This is a genomic window from Streptococcus suis (assembly GCF_017601095.1).
GTDB lineage: Bacteria > Bacillota > Bacilli > Lactobacillales > Streptococcaceae > Streptococcus > Streptococcus suis_Z.
Genome location: NZ_JAGFUX010000006.1, coordinates 96,670 through 123,049, shown reverse-complemented (window position 1 = coordinate 123,049; position 26,380 = coordinate 96,670). Strand labels below are relative to the sequence as shown.

The window sequence follows — 26,380 nt, the reverse complement described above, 5'->3', positions numbered from 1 at the left end:
TATTACAGATTATATTTTTTACTACAACAACAAACGAATAAAAGCAAAATTAAAAGGACTTAGTCCTGTCCAATACAGAACTAAATCCTTTCAATAATTATTTGTCCAATTTTTTGGGGTCAGTTCATTTCTAGTCTTTTTTTGATATACTATTAAAAAGGAGGTTTGCTATGAAGAAAGTATGGAATTGGTTGGTTATAGGTGTTTCTGTTCTGTGTGGTTTTGCGAGTTCCATGTATTCGACTTATGGGATGGCTCAGCTTTTACCAGAAAATGATTCCTTCTATGGACTGTGGGTGTTTGGTCTAGGTTATGTCTGGTTTCTAGGTACTTTTTACCTAACCCTCATTCTCCACGAATTAGGTCATGCCTTCTTTGGTTGGCTGACGGGTTTTGACTTGGTGGCGCTTGGCTTGGGCAATCGTTTGTTGGTCAAGACTGACCAAGGCTGGAAATGGAAGAAAACCGTGATTGTGCAAGGGGCAGCTGCTCAGTATATCGGAGTCAAAAGAGATGAGGATGATCCTCGGTCGATTCTGATGTCTGCAGGTGGCTTGATTGTCCATCTCAGTCTCATCCTTGTTTCTGTTTTGATTGGGTTCTTAACAGGGCATTGGAGTCTGCCTCTATCGCAAATTCTCCTCAATCTAGCCTTGTTTATCCTCAACGCCAATCCTTCTGGAATGGTGGATGGTGCCAAAATAAAAGAGTTGTATACTCATCCAGACTATAGCCGCTTGGCCTATCAAGCACTTAGACATACCTCTCAAGTCATGGTGGACCCAACTGCAGCGAATTTAAGTGATTTTGTCTTGGATCTGCCAATCTTGCCAGGGCATTTACCACAAACCCACTATCTAAACTGGACGGAGTTGCTGATTTTCAAAGGGGAGTATCAAGAAGCACGAGAGCGATTGGAGAAGTTGATAGCAAAATCGGACAATGATTATATGGTGAAGCTGGCAAAACTTGTACTGTTGGAAGTCTATCTCTTGCAAGGTCTGGAGGAAGAGGCTAGAGAATTAGGGGAGGACAAGCAGGTCAAGGCTCTGCTCAAGTACCCTATGGGAAATTACCAAGTCATCGCGGCTCTCTACCACCAGCGAATTGCGGAAGATAGTAAGGCTTTGAAAAAATCTCTGGCTCAGGCTAAAAAAATGCTGCCTAACAGCCCGCTCTTAGCTGATGAGCAGGATTATTATAGCAAACTCTTGTCAGAGATTGAGTTGGAAAGTCAACTATTATAGTAAAATATTTGCGACTGATAACAATGATATGTTAAAATATATTCGTAAACAAATGTATAAAAAAGCTTTAGGAGGTTGGTCATGAAAAAACTGATATATGCCTTGTTGGTGCTTACCTATATCACTGTAGCTAGTTTGTCGGTTTATCTACTGCCTCACTATTATTTTGGTGCGATTATGGGGGCAGCTGGGGCCAATCTTGGCGCAAGTGTCAAACAATTCAAGGAAGTGCAAGCCTGTCCTGATAAACCTTTGTCAGCCTATTTTAAGTTGGATAAGACGACGACAGCTATTCTATTAGTGCTTGTTTTAGGACTCATTCTTTTTGTTCATCTGCTACCAATATCCAATGTGCAAGTCGACTTTGCTTTCTTGGTTGGGCTTAGCTATGGTGCGCTTTGGAATCTCCTTCATATCCAATTTTTACGGAAATATTATTTAAAAAACGCATGAGAGTTTCATGCGTTTTCTTTATATACTTTGTCCAGCTTTTAATTTTTTCATAAAGATGATGGAACTTGGAATGAGGACCAAGATGCTTCCGATCCAGGCGGCGGGGTTAGCGGCGGCGGTTCCATAGAAGCCGAAATACTGCATACCCAGAACGGCTACGATAGCACGGAAAATCAATTCTCCAAAACCAGCCAGCGTTGGAATCAAACCTTTACCCAGGCCTTGGATAAAACTCCGAAGGATAAAGAGGCTAGCCACAATCCAGTAGCAAGATCCGTTAATGATGTAGTAAACCAGGGCCAAGTCCAGTACAGTTTGACTGGCATTTGGTAGAAAGAGGCCTGAGAAGAAGCGGTTGCCTAGGATCAGTAAGAGGGCAAAGAGGATGGACCAGGCAATGTTGAGAACTAGCGTTTTTCGGACACCTTCTCGAATCCTGTCATAGAGCTTAGCGCCATAGTTCTGGGCTGTAAAGGTGGAAATGGCAAGGCCCAGATTTACCATGGGTAACATGGCCAATTGGTCGGTGCGCAGGGCAATGGCCTGAGCAGCAATGGCATCTGTTCCTAACTGGTTGACCATAATTTGCAGGGTAATTGCTCCGATGGCAATGATACTGGCTTGAAAGCCCATGGGAAAAGCAAGCTGGGCATGGCGAATCAAGTTCTCCCTATCTAAGATCCAGTCGCTATTGCTTAGATGAAAGTGTGGTACCTTGCGGTAAATATAAATAATCAGATAGAGAACTGAGAAGGCCTGAGCCGTTATGGTCGCAAAACCAGCTCCAAAAACACCCCATTTCATGACAAGAATAAAGAAAAAATCTAGTCCAATGTTGATGAAAGAAGCAATGATTAAAGCCACCAAAGGAGTCCTGGAATTTCCAAGACTGCGAATGGCACTAGAGAGATAGTTATAGAAAACGGTGAAGGTTAAGCCACCAAACATAGCCATTAAAAAGGCCTTGGAATGTGGGAAAATAGAAGCTGGAACCTGCATCAGGTGCAAGATAGGGTCCAAGAAGGTTAACGAGAGGCTGGTCAATAAGATGCTGACACAAGCGGCAAAGAAGAGACCGTGCAGGAAGGATTTTTTAACTTCTTTCCAGTCGCCAGCTCCATATCGTTGGGCTGTTACAATTGTTAAGCCATTGGTCACCCCTTGGGCAAAACCGATAATTAAAAAAATCAAGCTAGCTGTGGATCCAACACTGGCAAAAGCATCCTTACCCAAGGTGTGGCCGACAATCATGGAATCAGCAAAGTTATAAGCTAGCTGAAAAAAACTTCCGATCAAGAGGGGAATGGCAAACTGGAGGATGACCCGTATGGGGTTGCCCTTGGTTAAATCGTTCATTTTATGGTTTCCTTTTCATCATCTCACAAAGACAGCCCATCTACTCAGTGCAGATAGGCTAAATCTTACATTTTGTTGGTGTATTCTTCAAAATGGTCAACGGTATTATTATCCGTTACAGCCATGATCAATTCATCCTCGTTAAAGGTATAATCTGGCGATAGCTGGATATTCAGTTCTTTAGTAAATTTACTACGGTAGCCGATGATGTTCATCTTATAGTTTTGACGGAGTTTCAACTGGGCCAAGGTTTTGCCAAGCCATTTGGCAGGTGGCTGGAATTCCACAATGGTCACTTGGTCATCGAGTTCAAACAAATCGGTTGTACCTTGGTGAATTAGGTGTTTGGCAAGGGAGATCCCTGTTTCACGCTCAGGTGAAATGACCTTGTCGGCCCCGATTTTCAAAAGCACTTCTTTGGTGGTTTTGCTCTTTACCTTGGCAATGACCTTTGGCACACCGAGTGATTTACAGTGCAAAACAGCTAGGACGCTGGACTCCAAGTTGTTTCCCGTTGCGACCACAACGGTATCGCAGTTGTCAATACCTGCAGCTCGCAAGAGCGTGCGGTCTGTGATGTCGCCGACGATGCCGCGGGTTAAGATAGACTCAAGCTGGTTGATACGTTGCTCATGGTTATCCACGGCAATGATGTTACAGTCGTAATGGTGAAGGGTTTTAGCAATCGTAGTTCCAAAAACACCTAGACCAAGAATTCCAATCGTTTGTGTTGGCATGATTTCTCCTTTAGACAATCATAGATGATTTAGCGTAGTGTAGGCTTTCCTTCTTAGAAGGTTTGCGGGTGGACAGGCTGATTAGGATGGACATTGGACCGATGCGGCCGAAGAACATAAGGGCCATGAGAATCAATTGACTTGCCTGGGTCAGGTAGGGAGTCAAGTTAGCTGTCACCCCAACGGTTGCCAGGGCTGACATAACTTCAAACACGAGAAAGAGCAAGGGCTGGCGTGGGTCTGTGATTGTGATGGCCACCAGTCCAGCTAGGAAGACCGTGATAAAGACACTAAAAGTAGCAAAAGCCTTGCGGATAGTTAGGGCATCGATAGTGTGGTCCTTGAAATTGGTATGGGGTAAGCCCATGATCTCACTGCGGGCGTAGAGAACAAGGGTCAAAAAGGCTGTAATTTTAATTCCACCTGCCGTACCACCAGGAGCCCCCCCCAGCATCATTTGAAAGATGTAGAGCAAGAGGGTCACAGGCTCAGCCTTAGTATAGTCGATGCTGGCAAAACCTGCGGTCCTCATAGTAACCGTCTGGAAAAAGCTAGCTAAAACCTTGCTGCCAAGAGGGAGGTGGCCGATTGTACTAGGATTGTTCCACTCTGTCAGAAGGGTCAAGAGAGTGCCGCTTACTAAAATGATAGCCGTCAAACTCAGCACAACCTTTGTATGAAATCGCAGTTTCCGAAGGCTCCGACGCTGGCCAATCTGCGTTTGAAAATCAAACCAGACAGAAAAACCAAGACCGCCCATAATAATCAGGGCAGCGATGGTCAAATTGACCAAGGGATTTTCAACATAATTGACAAGACTGGTCGCACCGAAGTTGTCAAAACCAGCATTACAAAAGGCAGACACCGCCACAAAGGCTGCCGAGAAGAGTCCCTTTTCCCAGCCGAATTCGGGTACGAATTGGAAAGACAAGAGCAGGGCTCCCAAGGCTTCCACCGCTAGAGTAAAGCCAAAGGCAGACTTGATGAAACTCCTGAAATGCTTGGTATCCGAGCGAGTGAGAGCCTCCTGCAAGGTTGCCATATTGATGAAGCTGAGTTTGCGACCGCCCCTCAAAGCAAAGAGTCCGATAAAACCAATCAAACTCAGCCCACCGATTTGAATCAGCAACATACAGATGATCTGACCAAAGGTCGAATAGGTTTCAGAGACAGGGACGGTAAAGAGTCCTGTCACACAGACCATGGACACAGCTGTAAAGAGATTGTCCCAGTATGTGGCTGATGAAGTTGGCAGTTGCGAGAACGGCAAATGCAATAAAAGAGAACCCATCAAGATAACCATGAAAAAGCTCATGACAATCCGTTGACCAGGCGACAGTGTTATCCTAAAAAAAGACATAAGTCTCCTTCTTTTTCATAAAAATAAAAATATGAAAACATTGTAGCACAAAATCGAAAAAAAGAAAGGAATAAGAGGTTTTTATTGAAAAAATCTACATGCATTCTGAATTGTTTTGGGATAATCTAGATCGAGAAAAAGAGGGTGAACATATGAAACCAGACTTAGCTGTACATGCTGCAAAAATGAAAGAACATCTTTCAACAATCACTTTCTCGAGCGCTGCCAATATGTTTTCAGTTGTTTATCATGACGACTTAGATGGTCATGGCCTTTTTATTGGACATGTTGGGGTTATGCTGGAAAGCTCAAGGGACTACTATTTGTAGAAAAACTATCCTTTCAGAACCCTACCAAGCTATTTATTTTTCATCTAAAGACCAAGTGTATGACTACTTGTTGAAAAAGTATGCACTTGACTGTGGTCAAGAAACAGCACCTACTTTTATAGTCATTTGAATTAGCTTTGATACATTGTTACTTTCGGCTTGCCGTACTCTAGTACTGTCTGCACCTCAGTTCCTTGTCTGAAAGCTAATTCATTCGACTATATTATGGAAAATGATCAGTTTGTTCAGTCAGCACAATAAAAATAAGCACCTCTTGAGTTAGGGGTGTTTATTTCCATGTTTTTAGAATTTGTTGGTGATAATGTCGGAGCGGAGGCACTTTTTCTAAAAGATAGGTCGCAGCCAGCCCAACTAAAAAACCAGATAAGATGCCTGTCACCGCCAGGAGAGGGAGATAGTTTAGGACCAGCAAAGAACGAGCAAAAAATGCAAAGACCAAGAGCTGGCCAAAGTTGTGCAACATACCACCAAGAATAGAAATACCAATCGAACTGACACGCTTAGGCCCCAGCTGTTTAGCAGACAGCATAGCAAGATAACTCAAGCAAGTCCCAGACAAACCGTAGAGAAAGGTTGAAAAAGTTCCGCCTAAAAAAGTCGAAATGAGGAGTCGAAGAAAGACCACTTTGATACTATCCTTGGCTGGTAATGTAAAAATTGCAATCAAACTAATGAGGTTTCCCAGACCGAGCTTGGCGCCAGGTGCAAAAGAAAATGGTGTTGGGATAAACCGTTCGATAAATGAAATGACCACAGCTTGGGCAGCCAGCATGGTGATAAAAATTAAACGTTGTTGCTTATTGTCCAAGTGTAGCCTCCTTTTGCAAATCTTAGTTCTATTTTACTGATTTTAGAATTGGTTTTCAAGAGGGAACTATTACTAGTTATTGAAAAAAAGACTTGTTAAACAAGAACTAAAAGAGTATAATAACATCATGGAATACGTTGAAAGATTCACAAGGAGGAAAGGATCGTGACAAAAAACATTGTAATTGTCGGGGCTGGATATGCCGGAATCGCTGCCGCCCGATTGCTAGGGAAGACCTTCAAGAAGAACTCGGATATTCGAGTTATCTTGATTGACAAAAATTCCTTCCATACCTACATGACGGAGCTGCATGAGGTGGCAGCAGGGCGTGTGGAGGTCAATGCTATCAAGTATGATTTACAGCGGATTTTCAAGAAATATCCAAAGGTAGAGTTGGTTACTGACAAGGTTGTAGAGATTGACTACGACAAGAAAGAAGTTGTCGCGGAGCACCAAACTATCTCATTTGACTACCTCTTGCTTGCCATGGGAGGCGAGGCTAACGACTTTGGTGTCAAGGGTGTCAAAGAAAATGGTTTTACCCTTTGGTCTATCGAGGCAGCCGAACGCCTACACGACCACATCATCGATGCCTGTTATCAGGCTATGCGGGAGCACGATGAGGCAAGACGCCGGGCTCTTTTGACCTTTACCGTTATCGGTGCTGGCTTTACAGGGATTGAGATGATTGGAGAACTGATTGACTGGGTACCTGTCTTGGCGCGCGAGTTTAAACTGGATCCAAAAGAATTCTCTCTCAAGGTCGTGGAAGCCACGCCAAAGATCTTGGCTATGGTGACAGAAAAAGAGCAGGTCAAGGCCAAGAAATACTTGGAGAAAAAAGGCGTTGAACTGGTGCTGGGTGACGGAGTTGCAAGTGTGGAAAAGGACAGCCTGACCCTAGCCTCAGGTCGCCAGATTCCAACCCATACATCCATTTGGACAGCAGGTGTTCAGGCCAATACAGATGCCAGTGATTTCGGTATTGAAAAAGGCAGAGCAGGCCGCTTGATTGCCAATCAGTACATGGAAGCCAAGGGTAAGGAACATGTCTATGTGGCTGGGGATTTGGTTTACTATGAGGATCCTAACCAAGAAGGTAAACCAACACCGCAGATTGTCCAACTGCAGAGCAAACAGGTCATACGGCAGCCAGCAACATCATCGCAGCCCTTCAAGGCGGAAAAAAACACAGCTACAAAGGGAAATACGACGGTTTCATGGTCTCCATCGGTGCTCGCTATGGCGTCGCCTTTCTCATGGACAAGTACCATATGTCTGGTTTCTTTGCCATGGCTATGAAGCATATGGTCAACCTCTTGTACTTCTTTACCATTCGAAGTTTCTTCTACATGGGAGCCTATGTTCGCCATGAATTCTTCGAAATTAAAAATAAACGCAATATCTTTGGAGGGCATACTTCAAGCAAGGGGAACCTGCTTTGGTCTGTTCCGCTCCGAGTTTTCTACGGCTCGGTTTGGCTCTATGAAGGGGTGAAAAAAGCCTTTGGTCTATTTGGAACAACCTCCTGGATGGGAGACCAGGTTGTCTTCCCATTTCCGTGGTTGGCTGATCCTGTGTCAGGTGCATCAGCGGCCGAAGCGACATCGGGAGCTTCTCAGGCAGTGGCTGAAGTGGCAGAGCCAATCTTTGGATTGAGCTATGCTTACGGAGAGACTCCGATGACCGTCCTTGACTCCATGCCAGACTGGTTTGCTTCCATCATGGAATTTATGATGCCCAATCAGGAAGTTGCGCTCTTTATGCAGAAATTCATGACTCTAGCAGAGATTGCCATTGGCTTGGCCTTGATTGCGGGAGCTTTTGTTTGGATTGTATCCGCAGCAACAGCAGCCTTGGTGGTTATGTTCAGTTTGTCCGGCATGTTTTACTGGGTCAACATTTGGTTCATCCCAGTAGCCGTGGCGCTGATGAATGGAGCAGGGCGTTCCTTCGGTTTGGATTATTGGATTATGCCGTGGTTGGGTCGCTTTATTGACAAACGATTATACGGTAGGTCAAAGCATCTCTACCGACTAAAACAATAAAAGAGTAAGTGAGGAAACGAGTGGTTCATCAGATTTGGGACGCAGATCTAGAAATGAAACTGGCACTGGAGAAAGTGAAAGCTATCATCTTGACAGAACAGCTACACCTTCACCCAGCCATTGACAAAAAGATTCACGAATACGTTCAAGCACCTGGGAAATACTTGAGGGCAGGCTTGTGTCTGCACTTTGCTCGACTAGTGGATGGTGCTATCAGCCCAGCAAAACTGTATTTTGCTGCCCATATAGAGACCTTGCATCTGGCAACCCTGATGCATGATGATGTCATTGATGGGGCAGAAAAACGCCGCGGTATTCTTACTGCCCACCAGACCTTTTCCAATCGGATTGCCATCTATACTGGAGATTACCTCTTGGCATTTTCAGGGCGGCTCTTAGTCAAGGGGCTAGAAGAGTTAGGTCTGCAGGAGAAAGACAAAGAAAAGGTAAACGATCGCCTTTTGGAATGCCTCTTGCGGGGAGAATTGGCACAGCTGATGAATCAATACAATACGGACATGACCCTTAAGGCCTATCTCAAACAAATTCAAGGGAAAACAGCCCTCTTGTTTGGTCTTGCTTGTCAACTGGGGGCCTATCAAAAGGACCAGCCAGCAGGCAAGCACCGAGCAGCCTTCCGATTTGGCAGATCCCTTGGGATGGGTTTTCAGATTCGTGATGACAGGATTGACTACCAGAAAGATGGTCGGAATTCAGGCAAGCCAGGGCTACAAGATATCGCAAATGGTATCTACACAGCTCCCTTGCTCTTTGCCTTGCAGGAAGATTCCAGTCTGCGTACGGACCTGCACTTACTTGCTCAAGAACCTGAAAATACTGACTTGATTCAGTTGATTTACCAAAAGGTCTTGGCGAGTTCGGGATTGGAAAAAGCTGCGCAGTTAATGAAGTCATATGAAAAAAAAGCCAAAAAAGAGTTGGAACTTTTTCCTCCCTCTACTAATCGAACCCACTTAGAAGAGGTCTTGAAGATGATTTTTTAGTAAAAAATCCCAATCGACATTTGTTTGAATACTCAAAGATTTTGCATAAAAAGATGGACATTTTACCCCAAAAAGTATATTATTATAATATAAAACAACAAAAAATAAAAAGGAGTCCTTTGTTATGAAAACAGGAAAAACAATCTTAAAAGGGTTGGCACTTTTCGCAGCAACCTTAGCTCTTGCCGCTTGCGGTTCAACAACTGAAGAAACAACTGCATCAAGCTCAGAAGCAGCGACAACTGCATCTTCTTCCACAACTGAAACAGCAACATGGAAAGATGGCACCTATACAGCTGAATCTGCAGCAGATGACTATGGTTATAAAATCGTTCACACCATCACTATCAAAGATGGTAAAATTACAGAATCAAACTTTGACTACCAAGCAGAAGATGGTAGCTTGAAGTCTGAAAATGAAGAATACAATACAAAAATGAAAGAAAAGTCAGGCGTTTCAGCTGCTGAAGCTCTTGAAAAATTGAACGCAGCCTTGGTTGAAACCCAGTCTGCTGACGTTGAAGTGGTTTCTGGTGCGACCCACACTTCTGAAGATTTTGTGAAGAGCACAACAGCTCTTCTCGCAGCAGCGGCGGAAGGAAAAACAGAAACGATTCAGTTAGACTAATCTGTTGAAGTCAGATAAGGCACGGTAGTCAAGGCTACTGTGCTTTCTTTTTTAAGGCAGAGATTTCCAGAAAAATATGTTAAGATAGACAAAAGGACGGTAGTTTAGATGAAAAAATATTGGAGATTTGCCTTATTGGTTTGCTTGGTTGGTTTTTGCCTCCTTTTGACTGCATGTGGACAAGCCCAATCAAGTAGCCAGTTAGCCGTAGAAAAGACTCCTCTGACACGAAGTGAAAGTCTTTTGCATACAGTGGTCCAGTTAAGTATTTACCATTCTGGTCAAGAAGAAACCATGGATCAAGCCATCGCTTACATAAAAGAGATGGAAGAACTATTGTCGACCAACATAGAAGGGTCGGATATTTACAGGATCAATCAGGCAGCTGGTAAAGAAGCTGTGAAGGTTGATGAGCGGACTTTTGAAATAATAGAAAAGGCTGTTGAGATGAGCCGAGCAAGTCAGGGGCTGTTTGATATTTCAATTGGTGCGGTTAGCAATCTCTGGCAGATTGGTTCGGATCAGGCAAGAAAACCAAGTCAGGCAGAGATTGATGCAGCTCTAACACATATTGATTACACAGCCATCAAGCTTGATAAGGAGAAACAGACCGTTTTCCTTGAAGAAGATATGGCCTTGGAGCTGGGGGCGATTTCAAAAGGTTACATTGCTGACCAGGTTCAGGAATTGTTTGCCAGCAAGGAGATAACAACAGCTGTCATCAACCTCGGTGGCAACGTGGTAGTTATGGGGACTTCTCCAAACAGTGACCAAGGTTGGAATGTTGGGGTTCAGGATCCAGATGAAATCAGAGGAGCAACAGTCGGATCTGTTCGTGTGACAAATGGCTCTGTGGTGACCTCTGGGATTTACGAACGCTACTTGGAAGTAGATGATGTACGTTACCATCACATCCTTAATCCCCAAACGGGCTACCCAGTAGAAAACTCAATTTCAGGAGTGACCGTTTTTTCTGAGACTTCGGTTGAAGGAGATGCCTTATCGACCAGTCTCTTCTTGATGGGGATTGAAGAGGGCTTGGCCTTTGTCAATGCTCTAGATGGTGTCGAGGCTGTTTTTATCGACAAGGAACATGGTGTTTATCTAAGCGATGGCTTGACCGATCGCTTCGTTTTAAGCAATGAGGAGTATCATCTTGTTGAAGAAGCAAAATAGAAGGCTCAGCCTTCCACAATTTTTAGAATTTGTCGAAATTAAAACCAAGGTTGCCAGTGTCTTTCCCATGGTTCTGGGAATTCTTTGGTCTGTCTATCGATACCAAACCTTTAATTGGCTGACCACTGCCCTGTTCGTATTGGCTGTACTGACCTTTGACATGTGCACAACAGCCATCAACAATACCATGGATTTTTATAAGGCCAAGGATAAAAACTACCAGACAGAGGAAAATGTTATCGGCAAACATGAACTGGATTTTGGCCTGATGGTGCAGATTATCTTTTTCTTGCTCTTTTGGTCCATTCTCTTTTCTCTCATTTTGGTTTGGCAGACCAGCTGGCTCTTGTTGCCAATGGGTGTCCTATGTTTTCTGATTGGCATTTTTTACACCTTTGGTCCTATTCCATTATCACGGATGCCTTTGGGCGAAGTATTTTCTGGAGTGACCATGGGATTTGGCATCTTTTTTCTAGCCGTTTTTGTTCAAAATCCCAGCCAATTGGTGGTTAGTCATTTTCTCGGCCAGTGGATGACCTTGCAGTTTTCTTGGTTTAAGGTCTTAGAGCTTATCTTTATGAGTCTGCCTTTGGTTTGTTTGATTGCCAATATCATGTTGGCCAATAATATCTGCGATTTGGAGACAGATATTCGGAATCGTCGCTATACTTTGGTCTATTATCTGGGGAAGGGTGTCAGTTTGAGACTTTACTTTTTCCTCTGGCTCTTGTCCTGGATGCTGTGGTTACTCTTTGTAGGGACAGGCATGCTTCCAGTCTGGGCCTTGCTAGGACTGGTTGCCCTAGTTCCATCCTTTCAATTTTTGAAACGTTTTTTAAAGAAACCCGTAAAGAGTCAAACTTTTATTGAAGCTGTGAAAAGTTTCGTCCTCTATTCCTTGGTTTATCTCTTGGTATTACTGGTTGCAATCTTTATAAAATAAAGAAGCGAAATGATTTAGTATAAAGTAAAACGCATAAAATCAAGCTGATTGAAGCAGGATTTTATGCGTTTTTTTGTTGGTTGAGACAGCTTTTGGAAGCCTTGTTTTAAAGGGGTAAAATTAACTGGTCTTCTTCCTCATTTGGTGATTGAGATTGTATTTCTATCATGAGATTGTGAGGTAGGCAGACAGAGAGTTCCCCAGGCTGACTAATCCAGCTGGTTCGAACCGCGATTTGGTCGGGGCTGTTATCTTCCTTAACTCGGATGCGTTCACCATCTACTTCGATGATATTGTACTGTCCGTCATTGGGGTAGTAGGTGACTTCCTGGTGGGGAGTATCTTTTGATAATTCGAACTGGTCAACCACCTGGCCATTGATACGGACATAGGCAATAATACTTGCTTGGTCCGTTTTTGCAGCTAGGTGTGAGTAGGTCAAAAAAGCTGGCAGAATTGATAGCAGTAAAGTGAATCCGATTAAGATATAATCAAATGGCTTGAGTTGTCTAAGAATGGATTTGAATGTCATATACAGTCTATTTTATAGAAAAAATCCTACTTTGTAAAATGTTGGATACAGATTACTTTTTCAATTGTCCAATAAAGAGCAAGAGAGCAAATATTCCCCAAAATCCAGCTAAGAGTGGTTTGATTCGTCCAGCGAAAAATCCAATGGAGAAGGTTAGGACAAGACCTGCAAAGAGAAACCAGAGCAGTGGTTTACGATAAAGATAGATAGCTTTTTGGAAAGCGTTTGATTCTGGACTGGTAGTTTGCCTGTCATTATTCAAGATTGGAAGTATAGTGAACGGTAAGATAAAGATTGGTGGATTGTCCCCAGTCAGGTAGCTATGTATATACAGGCTACAAATTGTTGTATAGGAGAGAACAATCAAAGTGAGTATAAGTTTCAGTTTGTTAACGTTCATCTGTTTTCCCCTTTTTGAAATAAATCCGATAAAGAATAGCCAGAGCAAATCCAGCAGGTAATATGAGGATAAGTGGTTTGATCTGTCCCAGCCAAATGCCTATGCCGTAGGTCAGGGTCATGACGATAACTGTAAAGACACTTGAGAGAATAAAGTAATGCCTTGCTTCTGCAGATTTAAGAGGTTTGAGCATCTGGACGATGGGAAAAACGAATAGGAAGCTATCGTGAACGGGCTCCTTGACTATGTAGGAATAGATAAGAAAGGCAGAGAACAGACTATAAAATAGCACAAAGAATTGAAAGGATTGCTTGGGAGAGAAGGGTTTATTCATGGGGTCAGCTCCTTATTTTTTCTCAGTCGTGTCTGCCTCCAGCTTTTGCAGATAGGCAAAGGCTGACAGGGATAGACTGGCAAAGAGGCCCATCATACTACCAAAGAGAAGAGATTTGATATGGATGATTGAGGACAGTAGGGGTAAGTTTAGGTTGAAGAGGTCAGCCAGCCCAGCAAAAACTGTCGAAAGCAGTGCAACTCCCAGTCCCCAAATCAGTGGATTGAGGGGACGTCCCTGTCTTTCCTCAGGGCTGAGTTCGTCTATGTCATATTGGGGAAGATCAGCATGTAGGGTTTGCATATTGACCACACCGAGTAAGATAAAACTAAAGAGACCAACGACAGTCGGATAGTAGGTAGCAACCGCAACAGGATAGCGGATAGCCAGAAAGTAGGCGACAGCATTTCCAAGCAAGAGGAAGTAGAAGAAGTAGATAAAGGCTTGTCCGCCGATAGCATCTGCCTGGCTGCGCCGGTATTCATCCAAAGGTCCACGGATACCATAGAAGTGTCGTATCATGTTTTGGATCCACCGAGGTTCTTCTTTGGAAATAGCAGAGCTGACAGTTAGTAACTCCGCTTTTTTGATGCGTTTGCGTAACATGATTTCCAGAGCGATTCCGATAAGAATCCCTGAAATAGCAGCTGCTAGGAATTTTCGTGGGTCAACTAGTTGGTCAAAAAAGCTAGTTCCCTCCATCCAGCTATCAAACAGGACATTCCACAGGTACATAAAAGTGGTAAAGTAGAGGGCAAATTTGATACTGGAACCCTTGAGTTTTTTCTGCTCCTTGGCAGTCAGCTCTTCTACATCTAAACTGTCCAGTTGTTTGCGAGAGAGCTGATAGGCTAAGAAGTGGACAAGTCCGAGAGTAGCAAAAAGAATGAAGGTAGGGTAGCCAAAGGCCACAAATTCTGGATACCGCTTGGCTAAGGCGACTGCCAGTAGAGTGACAAAAAGGATACCCCAAAAGAGGGGGATGAAGCAGGTATTTCCCAATCGGAAGGCTTCTTTTTTGCGAAATTCATCCAGAGGTCCTGTGATACCATAAAAACGTTTGATCAATTTATCTTGAAAGGTTTCCTTTTTCATAAGCAGCTCCTTATTTTTGATCGATCAATGGTAAGATGTAAACAAAACCTAAGAAGTAGATGGTCCCAGCAATCAGCAATTGTAGCCAAAATTTTGCTTGGCTGATGGTGTGCAAGATTTCTGCTCCGCTATTGCCCCAAAGCTGAAAGAGGCCAAAGAGCGGGATAAAAATAAGGGTAGAGATAAGAGCTTGACGTATATTCTTTTTCATGGTTTTTCTTCCTTTCTAATTGTTCCAAAAGAGGCTATTGAGGTCGGTTTCTAGAGCCTTGGCTAGGTTGATACAGAGGTCTAGAGAGGGGTTGTACTTGTTATTTTCAATCATGTTGATGGTCTGCCTGGATACGCCGATGGCCTTGGCCAAATCCAGCTGGGAAATACCTTGCAAGAGACGATAGTCTTTGACACGATTCATATGCCTTCCTTTCTATGTCAATTATATCTGACATGCTAGTGTAAAAAAATGTGGGACGTCTCCCATTTGATTGTCAATTATACACGACACATCTTGTGATATTAGTATATACAATTTTACAAACGGTGTCAACTATATTTGACAAATTTTTTGCAACAGTTTTCGACTTCTTTTTGAATCAATTTGTGGTACAATAGATAAGATATGAGCAAGGAATTTAATCACACGACTGTGTTGTTGCACGAAACAGTAGATATGTTAGACATCAAACCAAAAGGAATTTATGTAGATGCTACCTTGGGTGGGGCAGGTCATAGTGAGTACCTTTTGAGTCAGCTGACGGATGGGGGGCATCTCTACGCCTTTGACCAGGATCAGACGGCTATCGACCATGCCCAAATCCGCTTGGCAGCCTACATTGAAAAAGGTCAAGTCACCTTTATCAGGGATAATTTCCGTAATCTCAAGGCTCGTTTAGCAGAGCTAGGCGTAACAGAGATTGATGGGATTTGTTACGATTTGGGTGTGTCTAGTCCGCAGTTGGATGAGCGGGAGCGTGGCTTTTCTTACAAACAAGATGCTCCGCTTGATATGCGAATGAACCGTGATGGTCAGTTGACAGCCTTTGATGTGGTCAACAACTATGACTACCATGATTTGGTACGGATTTTTTTCAAGTATGGTGAGGATAAATTTTCCAAACAGATTGCTCGTAAAATCGAACAGGCACGTGCTATCAAGCCCATTGAAACGACAACTGAGTTGGCAGAATTGATTAAGTCTGCTAAGCCAGCCAAGGAACTCAAGAAGAAAGGCCACCCTGCCAAGCAGATTTTTCAGGCCATTCGGATTGAAGTCAATGATGAATTAGGTGCGGCGGATGAGTCTATCCAGCAGGCAATTGATCTCTTGGCTTTGGACGGTCGTATCTCGGTGATTACCTTTCATTCCTTGGAAGATCGTCTGACTAAACAACTCTTTAAGGAAGCCAGTACTATTGATGTACCCAAAGGCTTGCCTTTTATCCCAGAAGACTTAAAGGCGCCGCTTGAATTGGTTAATCGCAAGCCAATTTTGCCGAGTCAAGAGGAGTTGGAGGCCAATAATCGTGCCCATTCAGCTAAATTGCGTGTAGCCAAAAAAGTGCATCAGTAAAGAAAGTGAAGCGACATGTTACAAGATAATCGTCGGGAAGCGACTATGAAGGTGATTGGAAATAAAATCAAGACCTTTAGTCGCGTTGAAAAAGCATTCTATGGAAGTATCGTAGTGACAGGCCTGGTCTTGGCCATCGGAATCGTCTTTATGCAGACCCGTTTGTTACAGGTCCAATCGGAAATGGCTCAGATCAATCAAGAAATTTCTGCTAAGCAGGTCGAAATTGATGATGCCAAACAAGCTGTCAATGAATTAACTCGCTCTGCTCGATTGTTGGAAATCGCAGAGAAGGAAGGCTTGTCTTACAATAATGACAATATCGGAGTTGCAAATTAATGGCAAGAAAAAAGAAGAATCGTCTCTTAACATATATTTTGCGGAAACGCTATATTCCATCGAAAAACCGTCGGAGGGTGGGGCAGACGCTCATCCTTTTGACGGTCTTCGTATTTTGCCTCTTCTTAGCTAATTTTGCGTTGATAATTGGGACAGATAGTAAATTTGGTGTTGATTTGTCAGAAGCTGCAAAAAAAGTTCACCAAACGGAGGTCACCGTTCAGGCAAAACGTGGAACCATCTATGACCGAACAGGTAAGCCAATTGCAGAAGACTCAACAACTTATACGGTATATGCCATCATTGATACCAACTATGTGTCTGCCTTGAAAGAGGTCCTCTATGTGCAAGCTAGTCAGTTCAGTAAGGTCGCTGAGATCTTTGAGAAGAATCTTAGGATGGAAAAGGACTATGTATTGCAGCAATTGAACATGAACAATTTGAAGCAGGTCTATTTTGGAACTTTGGGAAAAAATATTTCTTACAGCACTATGAACACCATCCAAGAAGAGATGGAAACGGCTGGTATCAAGGGGATTTCCTTCTCAGCAAGTCCAGGTCGTCTTTATCCTGAAGGGGATTTTGCTTCCAATTTTATCGGCCTAGCCAACCCTGTTGAAAACGAAGATGGCAGTTATAGTTTGAGTGGAGCTATGGGGATGGAGTACTATCTCAATGATATCCTCTCCGGACAAGACGGAAAGATTATCTATGAAAAAGATAGTGCTGGCCGCATCTATCCTGGAACAGAAAATGTCCAAGTGGAGGCGGTTGATGGAAAAGATGTTTATACAACCATTTCTGCAGACCTCCAACGCTCTCTAGAAACAAACATGGATGTCTTCTTTGAAGAAACCAGTGGTAAGTACGCTAGTGCGACTTTAGTAGCAGCTAAAACAGGCGAGATTTTGGCAACTACCCAACGTCCAAGCTATAATCCTGATACTAAAGAAGGTATGGATAACGAAGACTTACTAAACTACTCTCTTCTTTACCAAGCTAACTTTGAACCAGGTTCAACTATGAAAGTCATGACTCTAGCTTCTGCGATTGACAATGGAAGCTTTGACCCAAATCAAACCTATTACAATGACCAGTATATCATTGCCGATGCAACCATCAAAGACTGGGAAGTCAATGCGGGTGGTAGTGCAAAGACCATGACCATGGCGCAAAGTTTTGCCTTCTCGAGTAACATTGGGATGACCATGTTAGAGCAACAAATGGGGGATGAAACCTGGTTGAGTTATCTCAATAAGTTTCGCTTTGGCTATCCAACCCGTTTTGGGATGGGTGATGAATCAGGCGGACTCTTGCCTGGTGATAACATTGTTACCATTGCCATGTCTTCTTTCGGTCAGGGGATTTCTGTGACGCAAACACAGATGTTGCGGGCTTTTTCAGCTATCGCAAACAATGGAGTTATGATTCAACCCAAGTATATCTCTGCGGTTTATGATCCCAACACAGCTTCTGTGCGGGTTGGTGAGCCAGAAGAAATGGGAAAACCAGTTTCGGAAGAAGCTGCGGATCAGACCTTGAATTACATGGTGACAGTAGGAACGGATCCTTATTTTGGTACCCTGTATGCTCCGAGCTTAGCTCAACCTGTTATTAATGTTGATGGATATAACATTGCTGTTAAATCCGGTACCGCTGAAATTGCCAAAGATGATGGAACTGGATATATGAGTGGCAGTCACGATACAATAAATTCGATTGTTGCCATGATTCCGGCGGAGGATCCTGAATTTATTATGTATGTTACAGTTCAACAACCCCAAACTTTTAATGGAATTCACTGGCGGGATATTGTGACTCCGTCTTTGAAAGAAGCCATGCTACTGAAAGATAGTTTGAGTTTGACTGAACCAGCTGTCCAGTTGACAAGCATTGGTCAAGAAACAGAATATGTCTTGGAAGATATCATCGGGCATTCACCTGGTGCTACAGCAGAAGAATTGCGTCGTCAGTTGGTGCAACCGATTATTTTGGGGAATGGCTCTGAAATCACCAAGGTTTCTGTTAAGACCGGTAGCAATCTTGCAGCCAATCAGCAAATTTTGCTTTTGACAGACAATTTCACCACCCTACCAGATCTCTATGGCTGGACCCAGGAAAATGTGGATGTTTTTGCCAAGTGGACGGGAATTGAAATTGTTTACAAAGGGTCGGGCAGCAAGGTCGCCAAGCAAAGTGTGGAAATCGGCAAGAAGCTGGATTCGATCAAAAAAATTACCATTACTTTAGGAGAATAAGATGTTAAACGGACTCTTTGCGGGTCTAGTAGCCTTTCTCATGACTGTGCTACTGATTCCGCAATTCATTACTTTTTATCAACGCAAGCGAATTGAAGGGCAGCAGATGCATGAAGATGTGAAGCAACACCAATTCAAGGCGGGCACACCGACTATGGGAGGGACTGTTTTCCTAGTAGTGGCAATTCTTGTAAGCCTGGTTTTTGCTTGGCAGTCGCGCATGTTGACGGGTGGCGTCTTAGCTATCCTCTTCATCTTGGCTCTCTATGGTTTGGTTGGTTTCTTGGATGATTTTTTGAAAATTTTCCGAAAAATCAATGAAGGATTGAACCCCAAACAAAAGCTAGCTCTGCAAATTTTGGGCGGTATCGTCTTTTATATGGTTCATATTGATGCTGCAGGATCAGGTGGAGAACTGAATGTCTTTGGACATTTCATTCAGTTAGGCCCTCTCTATTTTGCCTTTGTCCTTTTCTGGCTGGTTGGTTTTTCCAATGCGGTCAATTTGACGGATGGGATTGATGGACTGGCTTCCATCTCCGTTGTGATTAGCTTAGCTACCTACTCGGTCATTGCCTATCACGATCACAAGTTTGATATCTTGTTGGTATGCTTGACCATGATTGGTGGTTTGCTTGGGTTCTTTGTCTTCAACCGCAAACCTGCTAAAATCTTCATGGGAGATGTGGGGAGTCTTGCTCTTGGTGGCATGTTAGCAACCATTTCCATTGCTCTTCGTGTGGAATGGACCCTTTTGTTAGTCGGATTGGTCTATGTCTTGGAAACCTCTTCTGTTATGCTTCAAGTATCGTATTTCAAATACACTAAAAAGCGTTTTGGCGAAGGGCGTCGGATTTTCCGAATGACCCCTTTCCATCATCACTTGGAACTAGGTGGTCTATCAGGTAAGGGTGAAAAATGGAGTGAGTGGCAAGTGGACTTCTTTCTTTGGGGTCTGGGGTTGGCGATGAGCCTTCTGACCTTAGCCATTCTCTATTTATAGGAATGTAGAAACAGCAGTCTCTGCTGTTTTTGTGTTATAATGAAAAGAAGTAGAAAAAGAGGGACTTATGAAATTTACAGAACTACCATTGAAGCCTTATATTCAAGAGGCCTTAGCAGATATTAACTTTGTAACGGCGACAGAAGTTCAGGAGAAATTGATTCCTGTTGTCTTATCTGGGCGCGACTTGATTGGGGAATCTAAAACTGGATCTGGAAAAACTCATACATTTTTGTTGCCTATTTTCCAGCAACTTCAGGAAGAGATGGATCAGGTTCAGGCAGTTATCACAGCACCATCTCGTGAGTTGGCGACGCAGATCTATCAAGCAGCGCGCCAATTGGCCAGTCATTCTGAGGCAGAAGTGCGGGTGGTAAACTATGTTGGTGGGACAGATAAAAATCGTCAAATTGACAAGCTACAAGCCGGTCAACCCCACATTGTCATTGGAACGCCTGGCCGCATTTACGATTTGGTTAAATCAGGTGATTTAGCCATCCACAAGGCAAAGACCTTTGTGGTTGATGAAGCGGATATGACCCTTGACATGGGCTTTTTGGAAACAGTTGATAAGATTGCAGGAAGCCTGCCAAAAGATCTTCAATTTTTGGTCTTTTCAGCGACCATTCCACAAAAATTGCAACCATTTTTGAAAAAATATCTGTCCAACCCTGTATTGGAACAAATTAAAACCAAGACGGTTATTTCAGATACCATTGAAAACTGGTTGATTTCGACCAAGGGCCGTGACCGCAATGCGCAAATTTTGGAAGCGACCCGACTCATGCAGCCCTATTTAGCAATGATTTTTGTCAATACCAAAACACGGGCAGATGAATTGCACAGCTATCTGACTGCCAACGGCTTACGGGTTGCCAAGATTCACGGAGATATTCCTCCACGTGAGCGCAAACGGATCATGAACCAGGTGAAAAATCTGGATTATCAGTACATTGTCGCAACGGATTTGGCGGCTCGTGGGATTGATATCGAAGGGGTGAGTCATGTTATCAATGACGCGATTCCGCAAGACCTTTCCTTCTTTGTTCACCGAGTAGGTCGGACTGGCCGCAATGGCTTGTCAGGGATTGCCATTACCTTCTATCAACCAAGTGATGATGCTGATATTCGTGAATTGGAAAAAATCAATATCAAGTTTCTTCCAAAAGAGATGAGAGATGGCGAGTTCAAGGATAGCTATGACCGTGATCGTCGGGTCAATCGTGAGAAGAAAACGGAACAGCTGGACATAGAGATGATCGGTCTAGTTAAAAAGAAAAAGAAAAAAATCAAGCCAGGTTACAAGAAAAAAATCAAGTGGGCTGTTGATGAGAAGCGCAGAAAGACCAAGCGTGTGGAGGCTCGTGCCAAGGGACGGGCAGATCGTAAGGCCAAGCGCCAGACCTTTTAGGAGGCTAAGTAAGGGATGATATTTGAATCCATTTTGGGGCTTTATCTTCAGAGTTTAGTATTGACGATTGTCTTTATGGTTGTGTTGAGTGGCTTTTGGTTTCTGGGACGCATGATCCGAAGGGCAGACAAGACCGTTCAGGAACGCCAAGATGCCCTCTATGATTTGATGATGATCAATGTCATGACCATTCCCATCCTTTCCTTTGCGGTACTGGGTGTATTATTGATGCTAAAAGCTTAGAGAGGAAATTCTATGTACGATACGATAGTGGTTGGAGCAGGACCTGCTGGAATGACAGCAGCGCTCTACGCAGGACGAAGCAACCTCAAGGTTGCCCTTTTGGAACGCGGTATTTACGGCGGCCAAATGAACAATACTGCTGAAATTGAAAATTATCCAGGTTACGAACATATTTCCGGTCCAGCATTGGCGGAAAAAATGTTTGAACCCCTGGAAAAATTCGGTGTGGAACACTTATTTGGTACCATGACAAAGTTGGAGCTTGATGGACCAATCAAAAAAATTCACACAGAAGATGGCATTCTTGAAGCCAAGACAGTGATTCTGGCTATGGGAGCCAAGCACAGATTATTAGGAATTCCAGGAGAAGATACCTACAATAGCCGAGGAGTGTCTTACTGTGCAGTCTGTGACGGCGCCTTTTTCCGTGGGCAAAACCTCTTGGTGGTCGGAGGAGGAGACTCAGCAGTCGAAGAAGCCCTCTTTTTAACCCAGTTTGCGGAAACTGTGACCATCGTTCACCGTCGTGATCAATTGCGTGCACAACAAGTCATCCAGGACCGCGCTTTTGCCAATGAGAAAATCAAGTTTATCTGGGACAGCGTGGTAGAAGAGATCCAAGGGGATGACCTCCGAGTGCAAGAAGTGGTCATCAAGAATGTCAAAACTGGTGAAGTCAGTCAACAGGCTTTCGGTGGTGTCTTTATCTATGTTGGTTTAGATGCTATGACAGAATCGGTAACTGATTTGGGCATTACAGATGAGGCAGGTTGGATTATCACAGACCAAGATATGGCGACAACGATCCCAGGTGTGTTTGCTATCGGAGATGTACGTCAGAAGCAACTGCGCCAGATAACGACAGCGGTTGGGGAAGGTGCTCAAGCAGGCCAAGGGGTATACAACTACCTGACAGAACATGCAGACTAGGAGATAATCATGTTTCATATTTATGATATTCAAAAAAATCCCGACGGCATTTCATTTCAGAAAACTCTGGATCTTCAAGATGAGATTCAGACTCGTAACCGAGAGGTCTTGGGTCTCTCGCCTGTCCAAGTTGAAGGAAATGTCCGCTTTGAGTCTGGTTTTTACTTTTTGGACTACCAGATGACCTATACCATTACCTTGGCGTCAAGCCGCTCCATGGAGCCAGTTGTCTTGGAAGAATCCTATCCAGTCAATGAATTGTTCGTTGCCAGCGAAGCGGCTCTAAAGGAGCAGGACTTAATTGATGAAGATATGGTCTTGGTCATCGAGGATGATCAGATTGTTTTGGAAGAAAGCGTTGCGGATAACATCTTGCTCAACATTCCTATCAAGGTCTTGACTCCAGCAGAAGCTGCAGGAAGTGATATGCCATCAGGTGCCAACTGGTCAGTCTTGACAGAGGACGAATTTAAACAAGAAGTGCAAGAAAAGAGAGAGGCCAATAGCCCCTTTGCACAATTACAAGGCTTGTTTGCAGATGGGGAAGAGACAGAATAGTTTGGGTGATTAAATTATCTGAAAATTCTTGTCAATTCATGCAAACAGGTGTATAATAAAAGAGATACAAACGAATAGGAGTAAACTTCATGACAAAAGCAAACTTTGGTGTTGTAGGGATGGCTGTAATGGGCCGGAACTTGGCCCTCAACGTAGAATCTCGTGGCTATACAGTAGCGATTTACAACCGTTCAGCAGATAAAACGGAAGACGTAGTAGCCAGCAACCCAGGTAAAAACTTGGTTCCAAGCTACGATGTTGAAAGCTTTGTAAAATCAATTGAAACCCCACGCCGTATCATGCTCATGGTGCAGGCTGGTCCTGGTACTGACGCAACCATTCAAGCCCTATTGCCACACTTGGATAAGGGTGATATTTTGATTGACGGTGGAAATACCTTCTACGAAGATACCATTCGCCGTTCAGCAGAATTGGCAGACTCAGGCATCAACTTCATCGGTACAGGTGTATCAGGTGGTGAAAAAGGTGCCCTTGAAGGCCCGTCTATCATGCCAGGTGGACAAAAAGAAGCCTACGAATTGGTAGCAGATGTCTTGGAAGAAATTTCTGCAAAAGCACCGGAAGACGGGGAGCCATGTGTGACTTATATCGGTCCAGATGGAGCTGGTCACTACGTAAAAATGGTCCATAACGGTATCGAGTATGGCGACATGCAATTGATTGCAGAGTCATATGACCTCATGCAACACTTGCTCGGTCTGTCAGTAGATGAAATGGCTGACATCTTTACTGAGTGGAATAAGGGCGAATTGGATAGCTACTTGATTGAAATCACAGCAGATATCTTGAAACGCAAGGACGACCAAGGTCAAGACGGTCCAATCGTTGACTACATCATGGACGCAGCTGGCAACAAGGGTACTGGTAAATGGACTAGCCAATCATCACTTGATTTGGGTGTGCCATTGTCCTTGATTACAGAATCTGTATTTGCCCGTTATATCTCAACCTACAAGGATGAGCGTGTGGCAGCTAGCAAGGTCCTTCCAAAACCAGCACCATTTGCCTATGACGGCGACAAGGCTGAGTTGGTAGAAAAAATCCGTCAAGCCCTCTACTTCTCAAAAATCATGTCTTACGCACAAGGTTTTGCGCAATTGCGCGTGGCGTCTAAGGAAAACAACTGGAACTTACCATTCGGTGAAATTGCAAAAATCTGGCGTGCAGGTTGTATCATCCGCGCTCGCTTCTTGCAAAAAATTACAGATGCCTACGGACGTGATGAAGACTTGGCAAACTTGCTCTTGGATGAATACTTCCTTGATATCACTGCAAAATACCAACAAGCAGTTCGTGATGTCGTAAGCTTGGCTGTTCAGGCAGGTGTGCCTGTCCCAACCTTCTCTGCAGCTATTACCTACTTTGATAGCTACCGAGCAGAAAACTTGCCAGCTAACTTGATCCAAGCACAGCGTGACTACTTCGGTGCTCACACTTATAACCGTAAAGACAAAGAAGGTGTCTTCCACTACGATTGGTATAGCGAGTCAAAATAAACAGAATGGGCGTGTAAGCGCCCTTCTTTCTAATTTGTCGCTGGCCATCCCTATTGATAGAGAGAACGATGAAAGAGAATATGGCAAAGAAAATTTTGATTGCAGGTCGTGAACGCAATCTATCCCACTTTGTGTCCATGGAATTGCAGAAACAAGATTATTTGGTAGATTACGCCTCGACCGGGAAAGAGGCCTTGCAGCTGGCCCATGAAACTGATTTTGATTTGATTTTGATGAGTTTTCAGTTGGCAGACATGGGGAGCCGGGAACTTTCCTTGGAACTATTGCGGTCAAAACCTGCTTCTGTTATCATCGTTGCAGTCGATAGTTCAGATGTTGCTGAGCATGGTCAAGATATTTTAACCTACGCAGTTTCATATGTTGTCAAACCTTTTGTAATCAGCGACTTGGTAGAACAGGTGACAGCAATCTTTAAGGGGCGGGACTTCATTGATGAAAACTGCCGTCAAATCAAGCTACATGCTGCCTATCGTGATTTGAAGATCGACTTTCAAAATCGGACAGTCACACGGGCTGGCGAGCTGGTCAATCTAACCAGAAGAGAATACGACCTTCTGGCAACCCTTATGTATAGTCCAGAGATTCTCAGCCGCGAGCAACTCTTGGAACGGGTCTGGAAATACGACACCGCCGTAGAAACCAATGTGGTAGATGTCTATATCCGATATTTGAGAGGGAAATTGGATGTTCCGGGACAGGACTCCTATATCAAGACCGTTCGTGGTGTTGGCTATGCGATGAGAGAATAAAACCGATAGGCTATGCCTGTCGGTTTTTCGGTGATTCAAGAGTGACTTTTTTTTCACAATGCAGTATAATGAAAAGAATACAACAATTGAAAAGGAAGCCTATGTTTCATCAGTTTAAGGAAAAAATATTTCTCATTTCATTTGCAGCAGCCGTCTTGCTAGCTGTCTTGCATTTCTCGGATATTTTCGGACTCTTTGAGACTGTTTTAGCCAGCATGAACTCCCTCTTAGTGGGCGCCATTATTGCCTTTATCTTAAACGTTCCAATGAAAAAGTTGGAGGGGTTGGTTGCTAAGGTCTCTTTTTTGGAAAAATCAAAGCGGAGCTTGGCCATTGTTGGAGTCTTGATAGGCTTTTTACTGATTGTGACAGGTTTGGTCTTGATTGTCTTGCCGACCCTTGTGACGACTGTGTCTCAGTTGGTAACGGTGAGTACAACCGCTATTCCAAAGTCGGTCAACAGCTTGATTGCCTTTTTAGAAAGTTATAATCTTTTGTCAGGGACCATCGGTGAACAAATCAATGATTTTCTATCACAACTGAAAAATCTATCAGCTGTGTCACAATTTGTCACGCCAGTTTTATCCGGTCTAGTCAATAATGTTTCTGGTATTTTCTCCAATACCATGACCCTGGTGATGGCCTTCTTCTTTACCTTGGCGATTCTGGGGAGCAAGGAGCATTTGCAGTCTATGACGACTAAGTTTCTCTATGCTATTATGCCGGAGAAATGGGTGAAGATTATCAGCTACATTGGTGAGGTGATCATCGATACCTATGATAAGTTCTTGATGAGTCAGATTGTGGAGGCAGTCATTATCGGGACCTTAGTCTTTGTTAGCTATTCCTTGTCAGGGATTCCTTATGCAAGCATGGCAGGGATTTTGGCAGGTGTCCTGTCCTTTGTTCCTTATATCGGACCATTTTCAGCCTGCCTCATCAGTGCTCTCTTTGTCGCTGTGCAAAATCCGCTCTTGGCGCTCTGGTCCATCGTTTTATTCCAGATTTTACAGCTGATTGAAGGAAATGTGATTTACCCTCGTGTTGTTGGTCAGTCTGTGGGACTGCCGACCCTCTTTACGCTTGCGGCTGCCCTGATTGGTGGAAACTTGTTTGGTCTGTTGGGGATGGTCTTCTTTACTCCGATCTTTGCGGTTATCTATCGTTTGGTAAAAGAGTGGGTCTACTACCGTTTGGAAAAGAAAAAGATTCAAATAATCAACTAAAAGCGCTGGCCCTTGGCCAGCCTCTTTTTATCTAGAGAAATCCCATAAAATATGGTACAATGAGATGATAAGGTCAGAATAGGA

The 26,380-nt window shown here is 43.7% G+C and carries 30 protein-coding genes and 1 pseudogene; 21 read left to right on the top strand and 10 right to left on the bottom strand.

Features of this window, described 5'->3' with window-relative positions:
- From J5566_RS06835 to J5566_RS06825, 3 genes are all read left to right on the top strand, one after another.
- A partial coding sequence (locus J5566_RS06835) for an IS3 family transposase (RefSeq protein WP_136117368.1) occupies window positions 1-97 on the top strand: 97 nt, incomplete at its 5' end.
- Window positions 98-170: 73 nt separating this feature from the next.
- Complete coding sequence (locus J5566_RS06830) at window positions 171-1,247, top strand: site-2 protease family protein (protein WP_208562659.1); 1,077 nt, start codon at window positions 171-173, stop codon at window positions 1,245-1,247.
- Between the two features lie 81 nt (window positions 1,248-1,328).
- On the top strand, window positions 1,329-1,700 hold the full coding sequence (locus J5566_RS06825; protein ID WP_208562658.1) for a hypothetical protein: 372 nt from the start codon (window positions 1,329-1,331) through the stop codon (window positions 1,698-1,700).
- Window positions 1,701-1,718: 18 nt separating this feature from the next.
- Here the strand turns inward: J5566_RS06825 and J5566_RS06820 are convergent, their stop codons facing one another.
- From J5566_RS06820 to J5566_RS06810, 3 genes are all read right to left on the bottom strand, one after another.
- On the bottom strand, window positions 1,719-3,056 hold the full coding sequence (locus tag J5566_RS06820; RefSeq protein WP_208562657.1) for an MATE family efflux transporter: 1,338 nt from the start codon (window positions 3,054-3,056) through the stop codon (window positions 1,719-1,721).
- Between the two features lie 65 nt (window positions 3,057-3,121).
- Window positions 3,122-3,793 (bottom strand): potassium channel family protein, encoded by a 672-nt coding sequence (locus tag J5566_RS06815; protein WP_208562656.1) that lies wholly within the window; start codon window positions 3,791-3,793, stop codon window positions 3,122-3,124.
- Window positions 3,794-3,803: 10 nt separating this feature from the next.
- Entirely contained in the window at window positions 3,804-5,153 is a 1,350-nt protein-coding gene (locus J5566_RS06810) for a TrkH family potassium uptake protein (protein WP_208562655.1), read from the bottom strand.
- Between the two features lie 152 nt (window positions 5,154-5,305).
- Between J5566_RS06810 and J5566_RS10690 the strand changes: the two genes are divergently transcribed.
- Together J5566_RS10690 and J5566_RS10800 are read left to right on the top strand one after the other, a co-directional pair.
- A complete protein-coding gene (locus J5566_RS10690) occupies window positions 5,306-5,482 on the top strand; it encodes a DUF4300 family protein (protein ID WP_279630962.1) in 177 nt (58 codons plus the stop codon).
- A complete protein-coding gene (locus J5566_RS10800; protein WP_432215590.1) occupies window positions 5,415-5,612 on the top strand; it encodes a DUF4300 family protein in 198 nt (65 codons plus the stop codon). The genes J5566_RS10690 and J5566_RS10800 overlap by 68 nt, the downstream gene beginning before the upstream one ends.
- A 159-nt stretch (window positions 5,613-5,771) precedes the next feature.
- Here J5566_RS10800 and J5566_RS06800 read toward each other — a convergent pair whose 3' ends face one another.
- Window positions 5,772-6,275, bottom strand: a complete 504-nt coding sequence (locus tag J5566_RS06800; protein WP_208562664.1) for a Gx transporter family protein — start codon at window positions 6,273-6,275, stop codon at window positions 5,772-5,774.
- A gap of 201 nt (window positions 6,276-6,476) precedes the next feature.
- Here J5566_RS06800 and J5566_RS06795 point away from each other — a divergent pair.
- The 5 genes and pseudogenes from J5566_RS06795 (at window position 6,477) to menA (ending at window position 12,110) form a co-directional block, all read left to right on the top strand.
- A pseudogene (locus J5566_RS06795) lies at window positions 6,477-8,359 on the top strand (FAD-dependent oxidoreductase).
- Window positions 8,360-8,379: 20 nt separating this feature from the next.
- The gene (locus J5566_RS06790) at window positions 8,380-9,363 is read left to right on the top strand and encodes a polyprenyl synthetase family protein (protein WP_208562654.1); all 984 of its coding nucleotides are present in this window, start codon (window positions 8,380-8,382) and stop codon (window positions 9,361-9,363) included.
- A gap of 124 nt (window positions 9,364-9,487) precedes the next feature.
- A complete protein-coding gene (locus J5566_RS06785) occupies window positions 9,488-9,991 on the top strand; it encodes an FMN-binding protein (protein WP_172043609.1) in 504 nt (167 codons plus the stop codon).
- A gap of 108 nt (window positions 9,992-10,099) precedes the next feature.
- Window positions 10,100-11,167: an FAD:protein FMN transferase gene (locus tag J5566_RS06780; protein WP_208562653.1), complete on the top strand. Its 1,068-nt coding sequence runs from the start codon at window positions 10,100-10,102 to the stop codon at window positions 11,165-11,167.
- Window positions 11,133-12,110: a 1,4-dihydroxy-2-naphthoate polyprenyltransferase gene (gene menA / locus J5566_RS06775; RefSeq protein ID WP_208562652.1), complete on the top strand. Its 978-nt coding sequence runs from the start codon at window positions 11,133-11,135 to the stop codon at window positions 12,108-12,110. The genes J5566_RS06780 and menA overlap by 35 nt, the downstream gene beginning before the upstream one ends.
- 106 nt (window positions 12,111-12,216) lie before the next feature.
- Here the strand turns inward: menA and J5566_RS06770 are convergent, their stop codons facing one another.
- From J5566_RS06770 to J5566_RS06745, 6 genes are read right to left on the bottom strand one after another with little or no spacing between them, the layout of a single operon-like run.
- On the bottom strand, window positions 12,217-12,642 hold the full coding sequence (locus J5566_RS06770; RefSeq protein WP_208562651.1) for a NusG domain II-containing protein: 426 nt from the start codon (window positions 12,640-12,642) through the stop codon (window positions 12,217-12,219).
- A 52-nt stretch (window positions 12,643-12,694) separates the two neighbouring features.
- Window positions 12,695-13,042 (bottom strand): hypothetical protein, encoded by a 348-nt coding sequence (locus J5566_RS06765; RefSeq protein WP_208562650.1) that lies wholly within the window; start codon window positions 13,040-13,042, stop codon window positions 12,695-12,697.
- Window positions 13,032-13,376, bottom strand: a complete 345-nt coding sequence (locus J5566_RS06760) for an MFS transporter (RefSeq protein WP_208562649.1) — start codon at window positions 13,374-13,376, stop codon at window positions 13,032-13,034. The genes J5566_RS06765 and J5566_RS06760 overlap by 11 nt, the downstream gene beginning before the upstream one ends.
- A gap of 12 nt (window positions 13,377-13,388) precedes the next feature.
- The gene (locus J5566_RS06755) at window positions 13,389-14,471 is read right to left on the bottom strand and encodes a DUF3278 domain-containing protein (protein WP_208562648.1); all 1,083 of its coding nucleotides are present in this window, start codon (window positions 14,469-14,471) and stop codon (window positions 13,389-13,391) included.
- A 10-nt stretch (window positions 14,472-14,481) separates the two neighbouring features.
- Complete coding sequence (locus J5566_RS06750; RefSeq protein ID WP_172043616.1) at window positions 14,482-14,682, bottom strand: hypothetical protein; 201 nt, start codon at window positions 14,680-14,682, stop codon at window positions 14,482-14,484.
- Window positions 14,683-14,697: 15 nt separating this feature from the next.
- Complete coding sequence (locus J5566_RS06745; protein WP_158456780.1) at window positions 14,698-14,886, bottom strand: helix-turn-helix transcriptional regulator; 189 nt, start codon at window positions 14,884-14,886, stop codon at window positions 14,698-14,700.
- Window positions 14,887-15,090: 204 nt separating this feature from the next.
- Here J5566_RS06745 and rsmH point away from each other — a divergent pair, with 204 nt between their 5' ends.
- From rsmH to J5566_RS06690, 11 genes are all read left to right on the top strand, one after another.
- Complete coding sequence (gene rsmH, locus J5566_RS06740; RefSeq protein ID WP_208562647.1) at window positions 15,091-16,041, top strand: 16S rRNA (cytosine(1402)-N(4))-methyltransferase RsmH; 951 nt, start codon at window positions 15,091-15,093, stop codon at window positions 16,039-16,041.
- A 15-nt stretch (window positions 16,042-16,056) separates the two neighbouring features.
- A complete protein-coding gene (ftsL, locus tag J5566_RS06735; RefSeq protein WP_208562646.1) occupies window positions 16,057-16,380 on the top strand; it encodes a cell division protein FtsL in 324 nt (107 codons plus the stop codon).
- Entirely contained in the window at window positions 16,380-18,638 is a 2,259-nt protein-coding gene (gene pbp2X / locus J5566_RS06730) for a penicillin-binding protein PBP2X (RefSeq protein WP_208562645.1), read from the top strand. Before ftsL ends, pbp2X begins: the two co-directional genes overlap by 1 nt.
- A 1-nt stretch (window position 18,639) precedes the next feature.
- On the top strand, window positions 18,640-19,641 hold the full coding sequence (gene mraY, locus J5566_RS06725) for a phospho-N-acetylmuramoyl-pentapeptide-transferase (protein ID WP_205031466.1): 1,002 nt from the start codon (window positions 18,640-18,642) through the stop codon (window positions 19,639-19,641).
- Between the two features lie 67 nt (window positions 19,642-19,708).
- On the top strand, window positions 19,709-21,052 hold the full coding sequence (locus J5566_RS06720) for a DEAD/DEAH box helicase (RefSeq protein ID WP_208562644.1): 1,344 nt from the start codon (window positions 19,709-19,711) through the stop codon (window positions 21,050-21,052).
- Between the two features lie 18 nt (window positions 21,053-21,070).
- Window positions 21,071-21,295 (top strand): DUF4059 family protein, encoded by a 225-nt coding sequence (locus tag J5566_RS06715; RefSeq protein ID WP_432215591.1) that lies wholly within the window; start codon window positions 21,071-21,073, stop codon window positions 21,293-21,295.
- A 12-nt stretch (window positions 21,296-21,307) separates the two neighbouring features.
- Window positions 21,308-22,225 carry a thioredoxin-disulfide reductase gene (trxB, locus tag J5566_RS06710; protein ID WP_208562642.1) on the top strand — a complete coding sequence of 306 codons (918 nt, stop codon included), beginning with the start codon at window positions 21,308-21,310 and terminating at the stop codon, window positions 22,223-22,225.
- A 9-nt stretch (window positions 22,226-22,234) separates the two neighbouring features.
- Window positions 22,235-22,783: a YceD family protein gene (locus J5566_RS06705; RefSeq protein ID WP_208562641.1), complete on the top strand. Its 549-nt coding sequence runs from the start codon at window positions 22,235-22,237 to the stop codon at window positions 22,781-22,783.
- An 89-nt stretch (window positions 22,784-22,872) separates the two neighbouring features.
- Window positions 22,873-24,300, top strand: a complete 1,428-nt coding sequence (gene gndA, locus J5566_RS06700; protein ID WP_208562640.1) for an NADP-dependent phosphogluconate dehydrogenase — start codon at window positions 22,873-22,875, stop codon at window positions 24,298-24,300.
- Between the two features lie 80 nt (window positions 24,301-24,380).
- A complete protein-coding gene (locus J5566_RS06695; protein ID WP_208562639.1) occupies window positions 24,381-25,070 on the top strand; it encodes a response regulator transcription factor in 690 nt (229 codons plus the stop codon).
- A 101-nt stretch (window positions 25,071-25,171) separates the two neighbouring features.
- Window positions 25,172-26,296 (top strand): AI-2E family transporter, encoded by a 1,125-nt coding sequence (locus tag J5566_RS06690; protein ID WP_208562638.1) that lies wholly within the window; start codon window positions 25,172-25,174, stop codon window positions 26,294-26,296.
- Window positions 26,297-26,380: the final 84 nt, after the last annotated feature.